The sequence below is a fragment of the Tabrizicola sp. genome, assembly GCF_034366665.1.
Lineage (GTDB): Bacteria > Pseudomonadota > Alphaproteobacteria > Rhodobacterales > Rhodobacteraceae > Tabrizicola.
This window is the reverse complement of record NZ_JAXMMF010000122.1, coordinates 1-17,766: the sequence shown is the minus strand read 5'-3', so window position 1 is coordinate 17,766 and position 17,766 is coordinate 1. Positions and strand designations below refer to the sequence as shown.

Genomic DNA, 17,766 nt, shown 5'->3' with positions numbered 1-17,766 from the left:
GGTGGTGGTTGGCGCGCAGGATCACGCGGACACTCCCTTTGGACACCCGAAGTCTGCGCAGAACCCGGCCAGGCGTCAAGCGCGCGTCGCGGCGCTTTCGCCCGCCCCGCTCTGGTGCCCACCGCCCCTTTCGCCCGCCCGCCCCAGATGATAGCCAGCCCGCGTCATGACCTCCTCGCGCAATCCGACCCTGGGCATCTGGCTCATGGTGGCCGCCGTCGCAACCTTTGCGGCGCAGGACGCCTTCGCCAAGCACCTGGCGGGGACCTATTCCACCCAGATGATCATCATGATCCGCTATTGGGTCTTTGCCGGGTTCGTCACCCTGCTGGCGCTGCGCCGCCCCGAAGGCTTCCGCGCCGCCATCCGCTCTGCCCGACTGCCCACGCATCTGGTGCGGTCCTGCCTTCTGGTGGGGGAAATCTGCCTGATCGTCTGGGGCTACACCCAGATCGGGCTGATCAACTCACTGGCGATCTTCTCGGTCTGCCCGCTGCTGATCGTGGCCCTGTCGGGGCCGATCCTGGGCGAGCGGATCAGCTGGCAACGCTGGGCCGCCGTCGCCGCAGGGATGGTGGGCGTCCTGGTCATCCTGCGCCCCGGCATGGGCGTCTTTTCCTGGGCCGCGATCCTGCCCCTGGCCGCAGCCTTCATGTTCGCGCTTTACTCCGTGCTGACCCGCCTCACGACGCGCGGCGAGGCGACCTTCCCCGCCTTCTTCTGGCCCGGCGTCATCGGGGCGGGGCTGATCACCACAATCGGCCTGCCATCCCTGACCCCGATGCTGCCCCAGGACGCGGGGTTCCTTGCCGTCTACTGCGGATTGTCGATCCTCTCGCACTGGCTTTTGCTGAAGTGCTACGAACAGGTCGAGGCGGCGCGGGTCCAACCCTATGCCTACCTGCAACTGGTCTTTGTCACCATCATCGGCATGACGGTCTACGGCGAGGTGCTTGAACTCCCCGTCGCCATCGGCAGCGTGATCGTCGTCGCGGCAGGCCTTTACGCCCTGTCGCTGGAGCGGAGGACCGCATGACCCACCAGGCCCCGCAGGACACCCGGCTTGGCATCTGGCTGATGATCGCGACGACGCTGGTCTTCGCCGCGCAGGACGGCATCTCGCGGCACCTGGGGTCGACCTACAACGTCACGATGGTCGTGATGGTGCGGTTCTGGTTCTTCGCCGTCTTCGTCATGGCTCTGGCCGCGCGCTCCAACGGCGGGCTCCGTGCTGCGGCCCGGTCGGCCTATCCCTGGCACCAGCTGGCGCGGGGGCTGATCCTGGTGGCCGAGATCGCGGTCATGATGGTCGGCTTCGTCAAACTGGGGCTGATCGAGGCACATGCCGTCTTTGCCAGCTACCCCTTGCTCATCGCCGCCCTCTCCGGGCCGGTCCTGGGCGAAAAGGTCGGCTGGCGGCGCTGGACGGCCATTCTGGTCGGCTTTCTGGGCATCCTGATCATCCTGCAGCCGGGGGGCGGCGTCTTCTCGCCCTGGGCGCTGGTGCCCCTCCTGGCCGCCGCGATGTTCGCGCTTTACGGGCTTTTGACGCGCTTCGTGGCGCAGAAGGACAGCACCACCGTCAGCTTCTTCTGGACCGGCGTGGTCGGTGCGGTCGCGATGACCCCCTTCGGCCTGGCCCATTGGGAGCCGATGAGCCCCGGCGACTGGGCCTGGATGGCGACCCTGTGCTGCAGCGCCGCGCTGGGTCACTGGCTCTTGATCCGCGCCTTCGCAGTGGCCGAGGCTTCGGCAATCCAGCCCTTCGCCTATCTGCAGCTTGTCTGGGCCAGCGGCATCGGCCTTCTGGTCTTTGGCGAGACCTTGCGGATCAACGTCGCCGTCGGCGCAGGGATCGTGGTGGCAGCGGGCGTCTTCACCCTGTGGCGTCAACGCGTGCGCGAGAAGGCGGCCCTGACCCGCGCGCAGCCCTAGCGAGGAGCAAGCGCAGCGCCGCGAGGAGCGGTCCCGGTTGCTCCGCTTCGCCAGCGCGCGTAAAAGCCTTCCCAGACAGAAGGAGACTGCCGATGCCCGCCCCGAAACCCGTCGTTCTGTGCATCCTTGACGGCTGGGGCATCGGCCCGAACCCCGACACCAGTGCCCCCGCCCAGGCGCATGTGCCGACCTTCAACCACCTCTGGGCCACCTGCCCCCACGCCACGCTGACCACCTTCGGGCCGGACGTGGGCCTGCCCACGGGGCAGATGGGCAACTCCGAGGTCGGGCACACCAACATCGGCGCGGGCCGGGTGGTGGCGATGGACCTTGGGGCCATTGACCTTGCGGTCGAGGACGGCAGCTTTGCGAAGAACCCGGCAATCCTGGACTTTGCGGCCAAAGTGAAGGCCAAGGGCGGGACCGCGCATCTGATGGGCGTCGTCTCGGACGGCGGGGTGCATGGCCATGTGAACCACGTCCTTGCCGCCTGCCGGGCGATCACCGCACTTGGAGTCCCGGTCGCGCTGCACGCCGTGACCGACGGCCGCGACGTCGCGCCGTCCTCGGCGCAGGGGTTTGTCGAGGCCTTGGTCAAGCGCCTCCCCTATGGCGCCAGCATCGCCACGGTCACGGGGCGCTACTGGGCGATGGACCGCGACAACCGCTGGGAACGCGTCAGCCGCGCCTACGACGCGATCGTCCACGCCAAGGGCGAGACCGCGCCCGACCCGCTGACCGCCGTCTCGAACAGCTATGGCAAGGGCGAGACCGACGAATTCCTCGCCCCCACGGTGATCGACGGCTACCACGGCGCCAAGGACGGCGACGGGGTCTTCTGCCTGAACTTCCGCGCCGACCGCGCGCGGGAAATTCTCGCCGCCATCGGCGATCCGACCTTCACCGCCTTCGACACCGGCACCCGACCGCAGTGGTCGGTGCTGCTGGGGATGGTCGAATACTCCGACCTCCACAACGCCTACATCGGCACCGCTTTCCCCAAGCGCGTCCTGATCAACACCCTGGGCGAATGGGTCGCCAACCACGGCCTGACCCAGTTCCGCCTCGCCGAGACCGAGAAATACCCTCACGTCACCTTCTTCCTGAACGGCGGGCGCGAGGCTCCCTATCCCGGCGAAGACCGCGCCATGCCGCAATCGCCCAAGGTCGCGACCTATGACCTGCAACCCGAGATGAGCGCGGATCAGGTGTCCGACCACTTCGTGGCTGCGATCGAAAAGGGCTATGACCTGATCGTCGTGAACTACGCCAACCCCGACATGGTGGGCCATACCGGGTCGCTTCCCGCCGCGATCAAGGCCTGCGAGGCGGTCGATCGCGGCCTCACACGCGCCCTGGCCGCGCTGCAGGCCAGGGGCGGCGCGATGATCGTCACCGCCGACCACGGCAACTGCGAGGTGATGGTCGATCCCGTCACCGGCGGCCCCCATACGGCGCATACCACGAACCCGGTCCCGGTGATCCTGGTCGGCGGCCCCCCCGGTGCCACCCTGCGCAGCGGCCGCCTTGCCGACCTGGCCCCGACGCTTCTGCAGCTTATGGGCCTGCCCCAGCCCGCCGAGATGACCGGCCAAAGCTTGCTGGGCCAAAGCTTGCCGGCCCAGACCCTCATCGCATGATCCGCACCGCCGCCCTTCTGTGCCTTCTGGCCCTGCCGCTGCAGGCCGAGACCGTGGCCGAGCAGGCCGCACGGGCGTCAACCGAACTGCAAGCGGCCGTCGCTGAACTGGAGCAGGCGACCGAAGCGCGCGACCGGGTCTCGGCGCTAAGCCGGACGATCCGGGCCTACGAATCCGGCCTGGCCGCCCTGCGCGGCGCGCTGCGCGAAGCGGCCCTCCGTGAGGCGACGCTGACCCGCGCCTTCGACGCCAAGCGCGACGGGATCGGGCGGCTCTTGGGCGTCCTTGCCACGATGGAGGCGAACCCCGGCCCGCTTCTCCTGCTGCACCCCGAAGGCGCCGTCGGCAGCGCGCGCTCCGGCATGATTCTGGCCGACGTCACCCCCGCCCTGCAGTCCGAAGCCGCCGCCCTGAAGGCCGAGCTGCAGGAACTCGCCGACCTTCGCGCCCTGCAGCTTTCGGCAGGCGAGGTGCTGAAGACCGGCCTTGCCACCGCGCAGGACGCCCGCACCGAACTGTCGCAAGCGATCTCGGACCGCACCGACCTGCCCAGACGCTTCACCGATGACCCCGAGGTGCTGAAAGGACTGCTGGACAGCGCCGACACGCTGGACGCCTTCGCCGCGGGCCTGTCGCCGGATGCCGAAAGCGGTACCTCCTTTGCCGGCGAACAGGGCCGCCTGCCCCTGCCGGTGCTGGGCACGATCCTGCGCCGCCCGGATGAAGCCGACGCGGCAGGGGTCCGCCGCCCCGGGGTGACCTTGGCCACCCAGCCCCTCGCCCTGGTCACCGCGCCCTGGCCCGCCACGATCCGCTACCGGGGACCGCTTCTCGACTACGGAAATGTGATGATCCTTGAACCCGGCGACGGCTATCTCCTGGTTCTTGCAGGGATGGAAACCCTGTATGGCGAAGTGGGAGAGGTTGTCGCAGCCGACGCACCCCTGGGCCTGATGGGCGGGCCGTCCGGTGCTGCTGCGGAATTCGTGGCCGGGTCGCCAGATCGCTCTGGTGGGCGCGACACGGAAACGCTTTATATGGAACTCAGACAGGGGGCAGCCCCCGTGGACCCGATCCCGTGGTTCGCCGGACTTGCCCGCACAGGAGACTGACGAGGATGAAGAAACACGTGATCGCCGCACTGGCGGGAACCGTCGCCGGGGTCATCGCGACCACGCAGATCGCAGGCCCCCTCGTCGCGCAAGAGGCGGTTCAGGACAGTTCGGTCTATGACCAGCTTGACCTCTTTGGCGACATCTTCGAACGGGTCCGCTCGCAATATGTCGAAGAGGTCCCGACCGACGAACTGGTGACCGCCGCGATCAACGGGATGCTGACCTCGCTGGACCCGCACTCCAGCTACCTGTCCGCCAAGGACTTCGAGGACATGCAGGTCCAGACCCGGGGCGAATTCGGCGGCCTCGGGATCGAGGTGACCCAAGAGGAAGGCTTTATCAAGGTCATCGCCCCGATGGACGACACCCCCGCCGACAAGGCCGGGATCCTGGCAGGCGACTTCATCACCCATGTCGACGGCGAGCCGGTCTCGGGCCTCCTTCTTGACGACGCCGTCGAAAAGATGCGCGGCCCGATCGGGTCCGAGATCATCATCACCATCGTCCGCGAAGGCACGCCGGAGCCCTTCGACGTCTCGATCATCCGCGACACGATCAAGCTGACCGCCGTGCGGGGCCGCGTTGTGGGCAAGACCATCGTCCTGCGGATCACCACCTTCAACGACCAGACCACCACCGGCGTGAACGAAGAGCTGAAGAAGGGCCTGGAAGAACTGGGCGGCATGGCCAACCTTGACGGCGTGGTCATCGACTTGCGCAACAACCCCGGCGGCCTGCTGAACGAGGCGATCACCGTCTCGGACGCCTTCCTCGACAAGGGCGAGATCGTCTCGACCCGGGGCCGCGATCCGCAAAGCGGCGAACGCTACAATGCCCAGCCTGGCGACCTGATCGAAGGCAAACCCATCGTCCTTCTGATCAACGGCGGTTCTGCTTCGGCCTCCGAGATCGTGGCCGGTGCGCTGCAGGACCATCGCCGTGCCATCGTCGTCGGCACCAAAAGCTTCGGCAAAGGCTCGGTCCAGACGCTGATCCCGCTGCGCGGCGACGGCGCCATGCGCCTGACCACCGCGCGCTATTACACGCCCTCGGGCCGCTCGATCCAGGCGCTTGGGATCTCGCCCGACATCGTCGTCCAGCAGCCCGCCCCCCCGCCCGCCGATGAGGCCACCGCCGAGGAAGAGCAGTCCGCAGCGCGGCGCGACCGGTCGGAAGCCGACCTGCGCGGGGCGATCACCAACGACTCGATGACCGACGAGGAAAAGCGCCTCTACCAGGAAGAGCAGGAGCGCGCCGAAGAATCCGCCAAGCTTCGGGACGAGGATTACCAGCTGGCCTACGCCGTCGACATCATCAAGGGCCTGACCGCCATCGCCGGGGAACAGCCGTAACCCTTATGACCGACCCCGAAAGCCTGCCCTACCGGCCCTGCGTGGGCGTCGTCCTGATCGACGCCCGCGGCATGGTCTTTGCCGGTCAGCGGATCGACAGCCCCTCACCCGCCTGGCAGATGCCGCAAGGCGGGATCGACGAGGGCGAAAAACCGCGCGAGGCCGCCTACCGCGAGCTTTGGGAAGAAACCGGCGTCACCCGCGACCTGGTGGAATTCGTGGGCAAGACGCATGGCTGGGTGACCTACGACCTGCCGCCCGAACTTCTGGGCCGCGTCTGGGGCGGCAAGTACCGGGGCCAGCGGCAGAAGTGGTTCCTCTTCCGCTTCAAGGGCCAGGACAGCGACATCAAGATCGCCTCCGACCACCCCGAGTTCGCGTCCTGGCGCTGGATTCTGGCCGACGAGATGGTCGAAAGCATCGTGCCCTTCAAGCGCGCCGTCTACGACGAAGTCATCCGCAGCTTCCGCGCTTATCTCGCCTGACGCCTCCTCGTTCGACTTCGTCTCCTCGTCGGCGGCGTGCGCCAGCGAGGAGTGACGAAGTCATCGACGAGCGGTCCTTGCAGAACAGAATTCCGAAACGTCGCCGCAAACCCCTAATGACGGGAAATCTGTCCCGCCCCTTGCCGCGCCACAGAACCGTTGCCCATCCGCGCCCGTCGCCCCGCGATTTCCGCCTTATCTGCGCAAAATCCCCCGCATCCGCTTGATATGGCCCCCCCGGTCGGGCTACGCCCCGCGCAACTGGCGGGGGAACCTGCCGCGCTGAAAGGTTGTCCCATGTATTTGCAGAACCACGCCCCGATCCCCGAGCTTTACGTCTCGTACGACTCGGCCCAGAAGCTGAAGATCGAGGCCGGGCAGCTGCCCTCCTGGGACCTGACCCCACGCCAGATCTGCGACCTTGAGCTGCTGATGAACGGCGGCTTTGCGCCATTGAAGGGGTTCATGGGGCAGGCGGATTACGATGGCGTCGTCGCGAACATGCGCATGGCCGATGGCACTTTGTGGCCGATGCCGATCACGCTGGACGTGTCCGAAGCCTTCGCCGACAAGGTCGAACCGGGTCAGGACATCGCGCTGCGCGACCAGGAAGGCGTGATCCTGGCGATCCTGTCGATCAGCGACAAGTGGGTGCCGAACAAGGCCGTCGAGGCCGAGAAGGTCTTCGGTGCCGACGATCTGGCGCATCCGGCAGTGAACTACCTGCACAACCAGGCGGGCAAGGTCTACCTTGGCGGCCCGGTGATCGGCATCCAGCAACCCGTCCACTACGATTTCAAGGCCCGCCGCGACACGCCGAACGAACTCCGCGCGCTCTTCCGCAAGCTCGGCTGGCGCAAGATCGTCGCCTTCCAGACCCGCAACCCCCTGCACCGCGCGCATCAGGAACTGACCTTCCGCGCCGCGCGTGAGGCCGAGGCGAACCTGCTGATCCACCCCGTCGTCGGCATGACCAAACCCGGCGACGTCGACCACTTCACCCGTGTGCGCTGCTATGAGGCGGTTCTGGACAAATACCCCGCCCAGACCACGGCCCTTTCCCTCCTCAACCTCGCCATGCGCATGGCCGGCCCGCGTGAGGCTGTGTGGCATGGGCTGATCCGCAAGAACCACGGCTGCACCCACATGATCGTCGGCCGCGACCACGCCGGTCCGGGCAAGAACTCCCAGGGCAAGGATTTCTACGACCCCTACGCCGCGCAGGAACTGTTCGCCCAGCACGCCGCCGAAATCGGCATCGAAATGGTCGACTTCAAGCACATGGTCTACGTGCAGGAAAAGGCCCAGTACTACCCCGCGAACGAGATCCCGGAAGGCTCCACCGTCCTTGATATCTCCGGGACCGAACTGCGCCGCCGCCTGCGCGAAGGCCTGGACATCCCGGAATGGTTCTCCTTCCCCGAGGTTGTCAACGAACTGCGCAAGACCTCGCCTGCCCGGTCCAAGCAGGGCTTCACCGTGTTCTTCACCGGCCTTTCGGGCTCGGGCAAGTCCACCATCGCCAACGCCCTCATGGTCAAGCTGATGGAGATGGGCGGCCGCCCGGTCACCCTCCTTGACGGCGACGTGGTGCGGAAACACCTGTCGTCAGAGCTTGGCTTCTCCAAGGAACACCGCGACCTCAACATCAAGCGCATCGGTTATGTGGCGTCCGAGATCACCAAGAACGGCGGCATCGCGATCTGCGCCCCCATCGCGCCCTACACCGCCACCCGCCGTGCCGTCCGCGAGATGATCGAATCCTTCGGTGCCTTCATCGAGGTGCACGTGGCCACCAGCCTTGAAGAATGCGAACGCCGCGACCGCAAGGGCCTGTACAAGCTGGCGCGCGAGGGCAAGATCAAGGAATTCACCGGAATCTCAGACCCTTACGAGGCCCCGACCCAGGCCGAGCTTGTGGTGGACACCGAGAACGTCGACGTCGACCACTGCGCCCACCAAGTGCTGCTGAAGCTGGAACAGATGGGCCTGATCCGCGCATGATCCGCGCCGCGGCCACAGCTTTTGCCCTGATGCTTGCCCCGGCGGCGCAGGCGCAAGAGCTGTCGCCCGACCAATTCCAGGCCCGGACCGAGGGTCACGCATTCGGCACCTACTTCGCCGACGGCACCCTGCAAGGCATCGAAATCTTCCTGAATGACCGGAAGGTGATCTGGCAGGACGCCGTTGGCACCTGCCAGGCAGGCATCTGGCAGGTCCAGAACGGCTATGTCTGCTACCTCTACGAAGACACGAACCCCGGCTATTGCCTGCATTACCGGGCCGAAGCGGATGCGATCATCGGGCGCGCCGACACGGGCGAGGAGTTCACCCTCAGGCTGACGTCCAAGGACAAGGTGACCTGCCCGATGGACGAGCCATTGCTCTCCCGCATCGAACCGGGGGCCGCCCTGTTGCACGTGGCCGAACGGGCGGCGCCCTGACCGCTAGTCCGGCTTCATCATCCGGCGCAAGAGTCCGTCTTTCAGCACATACTGATGGTAAAGCGCCATCAGCGCGTGGCCCAGCACCACCAGCATCAGCAGGTTCGCCGCCAGCCCGTGGATCTCGCCCACGTCCAGGCCCAGGAAGAAGACGCTGATCCCGCCCAGCGGAACCGCGATCATCAGAAGATAGATCAGCCGGTGGCCCCAGTCCGCTGCCAGAACCGACAGGCTGCCCGGCGCGCCTGGGGCGGCAGGGGCCCCGCGCGTCAGACGGACCAGCACCCGGACGACGACCAGCGCCAGGATCGACAGCCCCACGGCCACATGCGGCACGAAGCCGACGGTCCCGCCCTCTTCGACCACTTCCATCGCCTCTTCGGCACCCTCACCCGTGAACCAGGCGGTCACGATCAGGATGGCAATCAGCCAGTGCAGGGCAATCTGCAGCCCCGAGTATCCGGTAGTGGTTTTCAAGATGACCTCCGTTGACGACATGACACCTACGCCTCAGCGTAGTCGTTCCGTCGTCAAAGGCCAGTTCTGTCACAGGCGCGCCATAGGCCACCCGCTGCCCTGTGCTGAAATCAGTGCACGCTTACGGGCGTGAAGTCATGCTCGCGCGCCAGATGGAACGCAAGCTTGCGGTCCGCGACCAGCGCCAGCTGGCGGCCGTCCGCCCCGTGGACCGACCAGATCACCTCCAGCCCGTCCATCTGTTCGCGCACTTCGTCCGGCAGGTCCGTGACCGCGATCTCGCGGACATAGACAATCCGGTCGGCCCCTTGCGGCAGCCCGTTGAATGGAGTGTTCACGTCTTGACCCCTTCCTTGTGGCCCGTCCCATTGGACGCGGCATCCTTGCGACCGATCCGGATCGTCTGCACCACGGTTTCCGGCACATGGCGGCGCAGGTCGACGTGCAGAAGCCCGTGTTCCATCGTGGCCCCCGCGACCTCGACCCCATCGGCCAGGACGAAACTGCGCTGGAAGGCACGGCTGGCGATTCCGCGATGCAGGAACACACGCTCCGCCACATCGTCAGCCTGACGGCCCCGCACAACCAGCTGCCGGTCCTCGACCGTGATCGACAGGTCCTCCTCGCGGAAACCTGCGACGGCCAGAGTGATCCGGTAAGCGTTTTCGGCCACCGCCTCGATGTTGAACGGAGGATAACCCTCGGCCCCGGATTTCGCGGTGCGTTCGACCAGCCGTTCCAGCTGCTCGAACCCCAGAAGGTAGGGATGGGCCCCAAAGCTTAGTTTCGTCATCGGACAGTCCTTGGCATAAGCGACGGTTCGGTCTTTGCGGCCCTGCAGTCAGGCACCGCGTCCTTCGAATATGGGGCCGCCCGTCGCGCCCCGCAAGGGCCGTGCCACGGGCAGAAACGCTCATCATCGTCGGGAATTCGCACAGAAACCTTCACGCAAGGGCAGCGCTTTCCTATATCATTCCCGAAAGGCAGGAATTGATTCGTCACAGCCATGAACGCCCCCACCGAACTCACCCACGACGAAATGCTTGGCATCAAGCTTGAGGTTCTGCGCCGCGAACACCGCGACCTGGACCAGGCCATCCATGCGCTGGAGGAAACGGGTCGTCCTGACGTGCTGACCCTGCGCCGGTTGAAGAAGCAGAAGCTGTTCCTGAAGGACCAGATCGTGAAGATCGAGGATATGCTGATCCCCGACATCATTGCGTGACGGGGATCATCGCCTGACGCTTGCCCCTGCGCGCGGTTCCCGGTAATCGCGCCTGAAACAAGGGGGCGCGCATGGTCGTATCCGTCGGAATCATCATGGGGTCGCAAAGCGACTGGCCCACCATGAAAGCCGCCGCTGAAATCCTTGACGAACTCGGCATCGCGTATGAGGCGAAGATCGTCTCGGCCCACCGCACGCCCGACCGGCTGTGGGACTACGGCAAGACCGCCGTCTCGCGCGGGCTGAAGGTGATCATCGCCGGGGCGGGCGGGGCCGCGCACCTGCCCGGCATGATGGCGTCGAAGACCCGGGTCCCGGTGATCGGCGTGCCGGTGCAGACCAAGGCTCTGTCCGGCGTCGATTCGCTTTATTCTATCCTGCAGATGCCCAAGGGCTACCCCGTCGCCACGATGGCGATCGGCGGTGCGGCCAACGCGGGCCTGATGGCGGCGGCGATCCTGGCGGTCTCGGACGCGGCCATCGCAGCCCGACTGGACGCCTGGCGCGAGGCCTTGTCCGCCTCTATCCCCGAGGAGCCGAAGGATGAGTGAACTGCCGCAGGGCGCGACCATCGGCATCCTTGGCGGTGGCCAGCTTGGCCGGATGCTGTCCGTCGCCGCCAGCCGCCTTGGCTATCGCTGCCACATCTACGAACCGGGCGCGGCCCCTGCAGGTGACGTCGCCCTTGCCGTGACATCAGCCCCCTATGAGGACGAAGCCGCCCTTCGCGCTTTCGCCGCAGCGGTCGACGTCATCACCTACGAATTCGAGAACGTCCCGACATCGGCCCTCGACCTGCTGGAATCGCTGAAACCGATCCGCCCGAACCGCCGCGCGCTGGCGATCAGCCAGGACCGGATCAGCGAGAAGTCCTTCCTGAACGATCTTGGCCTGCAAACCGCCCCCTGGGCCGCTGTGAACTCGGAAGCCGACCTGCGCGCCGCTGCCGGCACACTGGGCCTGCCCGCCATCCTGAAGACCACCCGCCTTGGCTACGACGGCAAGGGTCAGGTCAAGCTGACCGACACCGCCGACATCCCCGCGGCCTGGGCGTCGATGATGAACGCATCTTGCGTCCTGGAAGGCTTCGTCGCCTTCGACCACGAGGTCAGCGTCATCGCCGCCCGCGGCCTGGACGGCCAGGTCGCCTGCTTCGATCCCGGCGAAAACATCCACCGCGAGGGCATCCTGCGGACCACGACGGTTCCCGCCAAACTGAACCCCGGCCAGCGGTCCGACGCCATCCTGCTTGCCGCCCGCATCCTGAACGCGCTCGACTATGTGGGCGTCATGGGGGTGGAGCTTTTCGTCACCCCGCGCGGCCTTCTTGTCAACGAGATCGCCCCCCGCGTCCACAACTCGGGCCACTGGACGCAAGCAGGCTGCACCGTCGACCAGTTTGAACAGCACATCCGCGCCGTGGCGGGCCTGCCGCTCGGCGACGGCAACCGCTACGCCGACGTGGTGATGGAGAACCTGATCGGCGATGACATCCTGACGGTCCCCGACCTGCTGAAAGCCCGCGACACGGCGGTGCATCTTTACGGCAAGGGCGCCCCGCGTCCGGGCCGCAAGATGGGCCACGTGAACCGCATTCTGCGCCCCTGACCGCTCCTCGTTCGACTGCGTCTCCTCGTCGCAGAACCCGCGAGGAGTGACGAAGTCCACGACGAGCTTGTTTCGGGGTGACACAGATCACGGCACCGATCGCCGGTTTGTGCGTTGGCTCGGTCATCGACACCCACCGGGGGACATCATGACCGACAAAGCCTCTGTCTACACCCGCGCCGCCCGCTGGATCGCCCAGCTGTCCGGCCGCCCGATGACCTTCCTGCTGGCCGTCGGCCTGATCGTCCTCTGGCTGGTCACCGGCCCGCTTTTCGCCTTTTCCGACACCTGGCAGCTGGTGATCAACACCGGCACCACGATCATCACCTTCCTGATGGTCTTCCTGATCCAGAACACCCAGAACCGCGACACCGTGGCGATGCAGCTGAAACTGGACGAGCTGATCCGGGCCACCCGCGGCGCGCATCTGTCGCTGCTGGATCTGGAGGAACTGGAGGAGAAGGAGCTTGCCGCTTTCGTCCGCCAGTATGAGGCGCTTGCCAGCTTTGGCCGCGCGCAGCTGGACAAGGGCATGACCGACACCGGCACGCCCGAAGTCGTCAGCCAGACTGCACCGCCTGAAACGTCTCTTTCACCACAGAGCTCAGAGTCAGCGAAGGGTCGAACTTCCCCTCGCGCAGGAAGCTGAGGACCTGACGGACCACCACTGGGTTCACCATCATGAAGGTGTGGGTCACCGGCAGAACCAGATGCTCGGCCATGCCGTCCAGCCTGGTGCTTTCCACTGTCACCTTGCCGTCGTTCGCCCCCGGCAGCATCGCGTTCCAGACCGGGTTCAGCGACCGCGTCCCGGCGATGACACCCAGCGGATAGTCGGCAGGCGGCAGGCGGTTCGGCCAGCTTTCCGGTCCGGTTCCCAGCGTCAGCCCCGCCTTGCCGTTCATCATGCTGAACACCGGGTTGTCGCCCAGCTTGTCCACCAGTTCGGACCCGTGGTTCGGCGGGGCCAGCATCACCACCCGCCCCATCTGCGCCGGTCGCTGCGTGGTCAGCCAGTCCCGGAGCAGGATACCGCCCATCGAATGTGTCACGAAATGCACCCGCCCCGGTCCCGCGGCATCGACGGCGCGGCCAACCTCGGCAACCAGCGCCTCTGGAGCGGCCTTGGTGGACGGGTAGGCCCAATTGACCACCCGGAACCCCGCTGCCTTCAGCGCCAGCGCCATCGGGGCCAGCGAGGCGTCGGTCCGGGCCAGCCCGTGCAGTAGCACCACGGCATCGGCCACTCCCGCGCCCTCTTCGGACGCGGGGGCGGGCAGGAAGCGGGAAAGGCGTCCGGTCAGCCACATGACGCAACTGTCTGCCCGCCGCGCCGCCTCAGCAAGCCCGGAATTCCCGCCTCTGGACAAAGCCGACGCAGCGTCACAGGCTTTGCCGCATGGCCAAGATGAAACCCCGCCTCGCCGTGCGTGCGCTGATCCTGCATCAAGACCGGCTTTTGCTGGTGAACGCCTACCCCGACGGGCACCTTGGCCTCTGGTGCGCACCCGGTGGCGGCTGCGAGGCGGGCCAGTCCCTGCCGGAAAACCTGGCCCGCGAGGTGATGGAGGAAACCGGCCTGACCATCGCCGTCGGCCCCCCCGTCCTGGTCAACGAATTCCACGACCCCCAGACAGGCTTTCACCAGGTCGACCTGTTCTTCCGCTGCAGCGTGACCCGGGGCGACCTTGACGATGCCTGGCTGGACCCCGAAGGTGTCGTGACCCAACGCCGCTTCTTTTCCCGGACGGAACTTGCCGCCGGACAGATCCGCTTCAAGCCCGACAGCCTGCCCGATGCCGCCTGGGGCACTGCGTCAGCCCGCTACGACCCGCTGGAAGTGATCCTGAAATGAGCCGCGCTTTCGTCAACGAGGATGCCGGGGCCGACCGATCCGACCTGCCGGAACTCCCCGTTCCCCCCGGCCCGAACATCCTGACGCCCCGGGGCCTTGCCACGCTGCAAGCGAAGATCTTGGAACGGCAGGCCGACCTTGCGCGGCTGAAAGCCCGCCCCGACCGGCTGGACAAGCTTCCCGAAGCCGCTGCCGAACGCGACCTGCGCTGGCTGGACGCTCGCCTGAAGGCCGCCGTCGTCATCGACCCCGCCACCCATGACCTGACCGAGGTCGCCTTCGGGCTTGCGGTCACCGTGGCCGATCAGGACGGGACCCAGACCACCTACGAAATCACCGGCGAGGACGAAGCCGACGCCCCCCGCCACCGCATCGCCCCGAACTCCCCCTCGCCCGGGCGCTCCTCGGCGCTCAGGTCGGAGATGTGGTGACCTGGAAGCGCCCCGCCGGTCCAATCAACCTTGAAGTCACCAGGATCACCCATGCGCATCCGTGAGCTCTTCCCCTCGGAAACCGCCCTCGTCGCGCAATTCTACCGCGAAGCACCGGACTACTGGCTGCTGGCCGAAGGCCGCTGTGACCCGCCCCATCAGGCGGCTGAATTCTTCACCGACGCGCCCCCGAACTGTGATCCCGCGCAAAGCGACCGACTCGGGATGTTCATCGACCAACGGCTTTCCGGCGTGGCCGACCTGTCCTATGGTTTCCCCGAACCGAACGACGCCTATCTCGTGCTGATGATGCTTGGCCCCTGGGCGCAAGGCTCGGGCCACGGGCGCAGCTTTCTCGAACATGTGGTTACACTCGCCCGCAAACGCCATGCCGCCCGGCTTTACCTTGCCGTCCTCGACGTGAACCCCCGTGGCCGGGCGTTCTGGGAACGGGAGGGGTTCAAGCCCACCGGAAAGAGGGGGCAGGACAAGATCACCGGTCACTGGCTGGAGCGAATGGTCCTGGACCTGTAAGGCAAGCTCGCCAGCGCCACCCCGCCCAGGACCAGCACGGTCGCAAGCCAGAACCGCACCCCCGGCAGTTCCGCCAGCAGCACCGCCCCACCCAAAGCCGCGATCACCGGCACCGTGAGCTGCGCTACCGCCGCCCGCCCCGCTCCAAGCCGGGGCAGGATCGCATACCAAAGCGCATAGCCAAGGCCCGAGGTCACGGCTCCCGAGACGATGGCCAGCGCCACTCCCGTCACATCCGGCAAGGCCACCCCCGCCAGCAGACCCAGCGGAAGGACCAATGGCACCGACAACAGGAAATTCCACGCCGTCGCCGCCAGGGGGTCCACCGCCCCGCGCCCGGCCAGCGAATAGACGCCCCAACCCACTCCCGCCGCCGCCATCAGCGCCAACGGCACCGCCGCCACCGCGCCCGGCGCCGCGATCAGTACAAGCCCGCCCAGCGCCAACCCAGCCCCGGCCCAGCGCCGCCCCGGCACCGCCTCGCGCGACACCAACGCCCCCGCAAACATCGTGACCTGCACCATGCCGAAGAGCACCAGCGCCCCCGTCCCGGCATCCAGCCCGCGATAAGCCAGCGAAAACCCGATCAGATAGACCGACAGCCCCAGCACCCCCGCCAAGCGGCCTCGCGCGCCGGGCCAGGCCAGTCCACCCCGCTGCCACAGGACCAGAACCGCCAGCATCGCCGCCCCGGCCACCAGCCGGATCATTGCAAACTCCACCGCGCCGATATGCCCCGGCCCGACCGCCCAGCGGTTCAGGACGGAATTGGCCGCGAAGGCCAGCATCGTCAGGGCGGTGAGGAGGAACAGGCGCATCAGACCCCGTCAAACGCGGCCGGATAGACAAGCGTTGCTTCGGGGGTGTCGTCCCCCGACCGGGCGATCAGCGTGTTTGCAATCGGATAGGGAGAGGTCAGCCGCTCAGCGCGCTCTAGCGAGAACCCGCAGCGGGCGTAGAAAGAGGGTTTGCCGAGGACGACCAGAGTGGGAGTTGCGCTGCCAATTGAAAAGACAGAAGAATTCCTGACCACCGTTACGAGCATCGAGACCAGTCTTGTGCCGAAATGGTACGGATTTGGCCGGCTGTCGCCGTCATTCCTGCCCAGCGCCCCGCGCTGCCACTCTGGCCAGACGGCAACGGGGGCAAGGCAAATCCAGCCCTCCGGCGCGACCATTCGGCTGACGGCTGCATAGGCGGCGATGCGGTCCTGCCATGGCGTCACCATTTCGGCCACCATCTGGCCGGAGGCTCGAAGGTCACGGACAAGCTTCGCCTCTTCCGGCCCCGGAAAGGCGGCGCGCAGAAGGGCATCGACTTCACCCTCTTCGCCGGAGCGCATTTCGCGTGAGAAATCTGGACCGATGACCAAGGGCGTCTCCAAAGCAAAAGGGCGGCCCGAAGGCCGCCCTTCCGATCCTGAGGGAGGCTGGGTCAGAAGTCCATGCCGCCCATGCCGCCGCCGCCCATGCCGCCGCCAGCCGGGGCGCCCTTGGGCTCCGGACGGTCTGCGATCATCGCTTCGGTGGTGATCAGCAGCGACGCGACCGAAGCCGCATCTTCCAGAGCCGTCCGCGTCACCTTGGCCGGGTCGATCACACCGAAGGCGAACATGTCGCCGTACTCTTCGGTCTGGGCGTTGAAGCCGAACGAGGTGTCTTTCGACTCGCGGACCTTGCCAGCCACGACAGCGCCGTCGACGCCAGCGTTCTCGGCGATCTGGCGCAGCGGGGCTTCCAGCGCGCGGCGCACGATGGCGATACCCGCGTTCTGGTCGCTGTTCGCGCCGGTCATGCCTTCCAGCACCTTGCCAGCCTGGATCAGGGCGACGCCGCCACCGACGACGATGCCTTCCTGAACGGCCGCACGGGTCGCGTTCAGGGCGTCATCAACGCGGTCCTTGCGTTCCTTGACTTCGACTTCGGTCATGCCGCCGACGCGGATGACGGCAACGCCGCCCGCCAGCTTGGCCACACGCTCCTGCAGCTTCTCGCGGTCGTAGTCCGAGGTGGTTTCCTCGATCTGAGCGCGGATCTGGCCGACGCGGGCTTCGATCTCGGCCTTGTCGCCAGCGCCGTCGATGACGGTGGTGTCGTCTTTCTTGATGATGACCTTCTTGGCACGGCCCAGCATGTCCAGCGTGACATTCTCAAGCTTCATGCCCAGATCGTCGCTGATCACCTGGCCACCGGTCAGGATCGCGATGTCCTGCAGCATGGCCTTGCGACGGTCGCCGAAGCCCGGCGCCTTGACGGCAGCGATCTTGAGGCCGCCGCGCAGCTTGTTGACGACGAGGGTGGCGAGAGCCTCGCCTTCGACGTCTTCAGCCACGATGATCAGCGGGCGCTGCGACTGGATCACGGCTTCCAGCAGCGGAACCATCGGCTGCAGCGACGAAAGCTTCTTCTCGTGCAAGAGGATGTAGGCGTCTTCCAGCTCGGCAATCATCTTGTCGGCGTTGGTGACGAAGTAGGGCGACAGGTAGCCGCGGTCGAACTGCATGCCTTCGACGACGGTGGTTTCCGTCTCCAGGCCCTTGTTCTCTTCGACGGTGATGACACCCTCGTTGCCGACCTTCTGCATCGCATCAGCGATCTGACGGCCGATTTCCGCTTCGCCGTTGGCCGAGATGGTGCCGACCTGGGCGACTTCAGCGCTGTCCTTG

General features: G+C 66.6%; 21 protein-coding genes and 1 pseudogene. 15 read left to right on the top strand and 7 right to left on the bottom strand.

Annotated features, from left to right (window positions below; all coding sequences use genetic code 11):
- Positions 1-166 precede the first annotated feature (166 nt).
- From U1E69_RS17400 to U1E69_RS17365, 8 genes are all read left to right on the top strand, one after another.
- Positions 167-1,036 (top strand): DMT family transporter, encoded by an 870-nt coding sequence (locus U1E69_RS17400; protein ID WP_322245685.1) that lies wholly within the window; start codon positions 167-169, stop codon positions 1,034-1,036.
- Positions 1,033-1,935, top strand: coding sequence for a DMT family transporter (locus U1E69_RS17395; RefSeq protein ID WP_322245684.1), 903 nt, complete (start codon positions 1,033-1,035; stop codon positions 1,933-1,935). Before U1E69_RS17400 ends, U1E69_RS17395 begins: the two co-directional genes overlap by 4 nt.
- A gap of 92 nt (positions 1,936-2,027) precedes the next feature.
- Positions 2,028-3,575 (top strand): 2,3-bisphosphoglycerate-independent phosphoglycerate mutase, encoded by a 1,548-nt coding sequence (gpmI, locus tag U1E69_RS17390; protein ID WP_322245683.1) that lies wholly within the window; start codon positions 2,028-2,030, stop codon positions 3,573-3,575.
- Positions 3,572-4,687 carry a murein hydrolase activator EnvC family protein gene (locus U1E69_RS17385; RefSeq protein WP_322245682.1) on the top strand — a complete coding sequence of 372 codons (1,116 nt, stop codon included), beginning with the start codon at positions 3,572-3,574 and terminating at the stop codon, positions 4,685-4,687. Before gpmI ends, U1E69_RS17385 begins: the two co-directional genes overlap by 4 nt.
- Positions 4,688-4,692: 5 nt before the next feature.
- A complete protein-coding gene (locus U1E69_RS17380; RefSeq protein WP_322245681.1) occupies positions 4,693-6,042 on the top strand; it encodes a S41 family peptidase in 1,350 nt (449 codons plus the stop codon).
- Positions 6,043-6,047: 5 nt separating this feature from the next.
- Positions 6,048-6,527, top strand: a complete 480-nt coding sequence (locus U1E69_RS17375; protein WP_322245680.1) for an RNA pyrophosphohydrolase — start codon at positions 6,048-6,050, stop codon at positions 6,525-6,527.
- 297 nt (positions 6,528-6,824) lie between these two features.
- On the top strand, positions 6,825-8,531 hold the full coding sequence (locus tag U1E69_RS17370; protein ID WP_322245679.1) for a bifunctional sulfate adenylyltransferase/adenylylsulfate kinase: 1,707 nt from the start codon (positions 6,825-6,827) through the stop codon (positions 8,529-8,531).
- Positions 8,528-8,971 (top strand): hypothetical protein, encoded by a 444-nt coding sequence (locus tag U1E69_RS17365; protein ID WP_322245678.1) that lies wholly within the window; start codon positions 8,528-8,530, stop codon positions 8,969-8,971. The genes U1E69_RS17370 and U1E69_RS17365 overlap by 4 nt, the downstream gene beginning before the upstream one ends.
- 3 nt (positions 8,972-8,974) lie before the next feature.
- Here the strand turns inward: U1E69_RS17365 and U1E69_RS17360 are convergent, their stop codons facing one another.
- The 3 genes from U1E69_RS17360 to U1E69_RS17350 all read right to left on the bottom strand — a co-directional run bounded on the left by U1E69_RS17360 (position 8,975) and on the right by U1E69_RS17350 (position 10,241).
- Positions 8,975-9,448 carry a cytochrome b gene (locus tag U1E69_RS17360; RefSeq protein ID WP_322245677.1) on the bottom strand — a complete coding sequence of 158 codons (474 nt, stop codon included), beginning with the start codon at positions 9,446-9,448 and terminating at the stop codon, positions 8,975-8,977.
- 110 nt (positions 9,449-9,558) lie between these two features.
- Positions 9,559-9,786: a DUF1150 family protein gene (locus tag U1E69_RS17355; RefSeq protein WP_322245676.1), complete on the bottom strand. Its 228-nt coding sequence runs from the start codon at positions 9,784-9,786 to the stop codon at positions 9,559-9,561.
- Positions 9,783-10,241: an Hsp20 family protein gene (locus tag U1E69_RS17350; protein ID WP_322245675.1), complete on the bottom strand. Its 459-nt coding sequence runs from the start codon at positions 10,239-10,241 to the stop codon at positions 9,783-9,785. Before U1E69_RS17350 ends, U1E69_RS17355 begins: the two co-directional genes overlap by 4 nt.
- A 213-nt stretch (positions 10,242-10,454) precedes the next feature.
- On the opposite strand from U1E69_RS17350, the gene U1E69_RS17345 reads away from it, so the two are divergent.
- The 4 genes from U1E69_RS17345 to U1E69_RS17330 all read left to right on the top strand — a co-directional run bounded on the left by U1E69_RS17345 (position 10,455) and on the right by U1E69_RS17330 (position 12,930).
- A complete protein-coding gene (locus U1E69_RS17345) occupies positions 10,455-10,673 on the top strand; it encodes a YdcH family protein (RefSeq protein ID WP_322245674.1) in 219 nt (72 codons plus the stop codon).
- A gap of 71 nt (positions 10,674-10,744) precedes the next feature.
- On the top strand, positions 10,745-11,224 hold the full coding sequence (gene purE / locus U1E69_RS17340) for a 5-(carboxyamino)imidazole ribonucleotide mutase (RefSeq protein WP_322245673.1): 480 nt from the start codon (positions 10,745-10,747) through the stop codon (positions 11,222-11,224).
- Positions 11,217-12,281, top strand: a complete 1,065-nt coding sequence (locus U1E69_RS17335) for a 5-(carboxyamino)imidazole ribonucleotide synthase (protein WP_322245672.1) — start codon at positions 11,217-11,219, stop codon at positions 12,279-12,281. Before purE ends, U1E69_RS17335 begins: the two co-directional genes overlap by 8 nt.
- A gap of 148 nt (positions 12,282-12,429) precedes the next feature.
- Positions 12,430-12,930, top strand: coding sequence for a low affinity iron permease family protein (locus U1E69_RS17330; protein WP_322245671.1), 501 nt, complete (start codon positions 12,430-12,432; stop codon positions 12,928-12,930).
- Here the strand turns inward: U1E69_RS17330 and U1E69_RS17325 are convergent.
- Entirely contained in the window at positions 12,842-13,591 is a 750-nt protein-coding gene (locus U1E69_RS17325) for an alpha/beta fold hydrolase (RefSeq protein ID WP_322245670.1), read from the bottom strand. The genes U1E69_RS17330 and U1E69_RS17325 overlap by 89 nt on opposite strands.
- 89 nt (positions 13,592-13,680) lie before the next feature.
- On the opposite strand from U1E69_RS17325, the gene U1E69_RS17320 reads away from it, so the two are divergent.
- From U1E69_RS17320 to U1E69_RS17305, 3 genes and pseudogenes are all read left to right on the top strand, one after another.
- Positions 13,681-14,136 carry an NUDIX domain-containing protein gene (locus tag U1E69_RS17320; RefSeq protein WP_322245669.1) on the top strand — a complete coding sequence of 152 codons (456 nt, stop codon included), beginning with the start codon at positions 13,681-13,683 and terminating at the stop codon, positions 14,134-14,136.
- Positions 14,133-14,632, top strand: a pseudogene (locus tag U1E69_RS17315) (GreA/GreB family elongation factor). Before U1E69_RS17320 ends, U1E69_RS17315 begins: the two are co-directional and overlap by 4 nt.
- Complete coding sequence (locus U1E69_RS17305) at positions 14,619-15,101, top strand: GNAT family N-acetyltransferase (RefSeq protein WP_322245667.1); 483 nt, start codon at positions 14,619-14,621, stop codon at positions 15,099-15,101. Before U1E69_RS17315 ends, U1E69_RS17305 begins: the two are co-directional and overlap by 14 nt.
- On the opposite strand, the gene U1E69_RS17300 is transcribed toward U1E69_RS17305, so the two are convergent.
- From U1E69_RS17300 to groL, 3 genes are all read right to left on the bottom strand, one after another.
- On the bottom strand, positions 15,068-15,919 hold the full coding sequence (locus tag U1E69_RS17300) for a DMT family transporter (RefSeq protein ID WP_322245666.1): 852 nt from the start codon (positions 15,917-15,919) through the stop codon (positions 15,068-15,070). The two genes, U1E69_RS17305 and U1E69_RS17300, sit on opposite strands and share 34 nt — an antisense overlap.
- On the bottom strand, positions 15,919-16,473 hold the full coding sequence (locus U1E69_RS17295) for an N-acetyltransferase (RefSeq protein WP_322245665.1): 555 nt from the start codon (positions 16,471-16,473) through the stop codon (positions 15,919-15,921). The genes U1E69_RS17300 and U1E69_RS17295 overlap by 1 nt, the downstream gene beginning before the upstream one ends.
- A gap of 62 nt (positions 16,474-16,535) precedes the next feature.
- Positions 16,536-17,766, bottom strand: a 1,231-nt coding sequence (groL, locus tag U1E69_RS17290; protein ID WP_322245664.1) for a chaperonin GroEL, incomplete at its 5' end; no start/stop codon positions are given.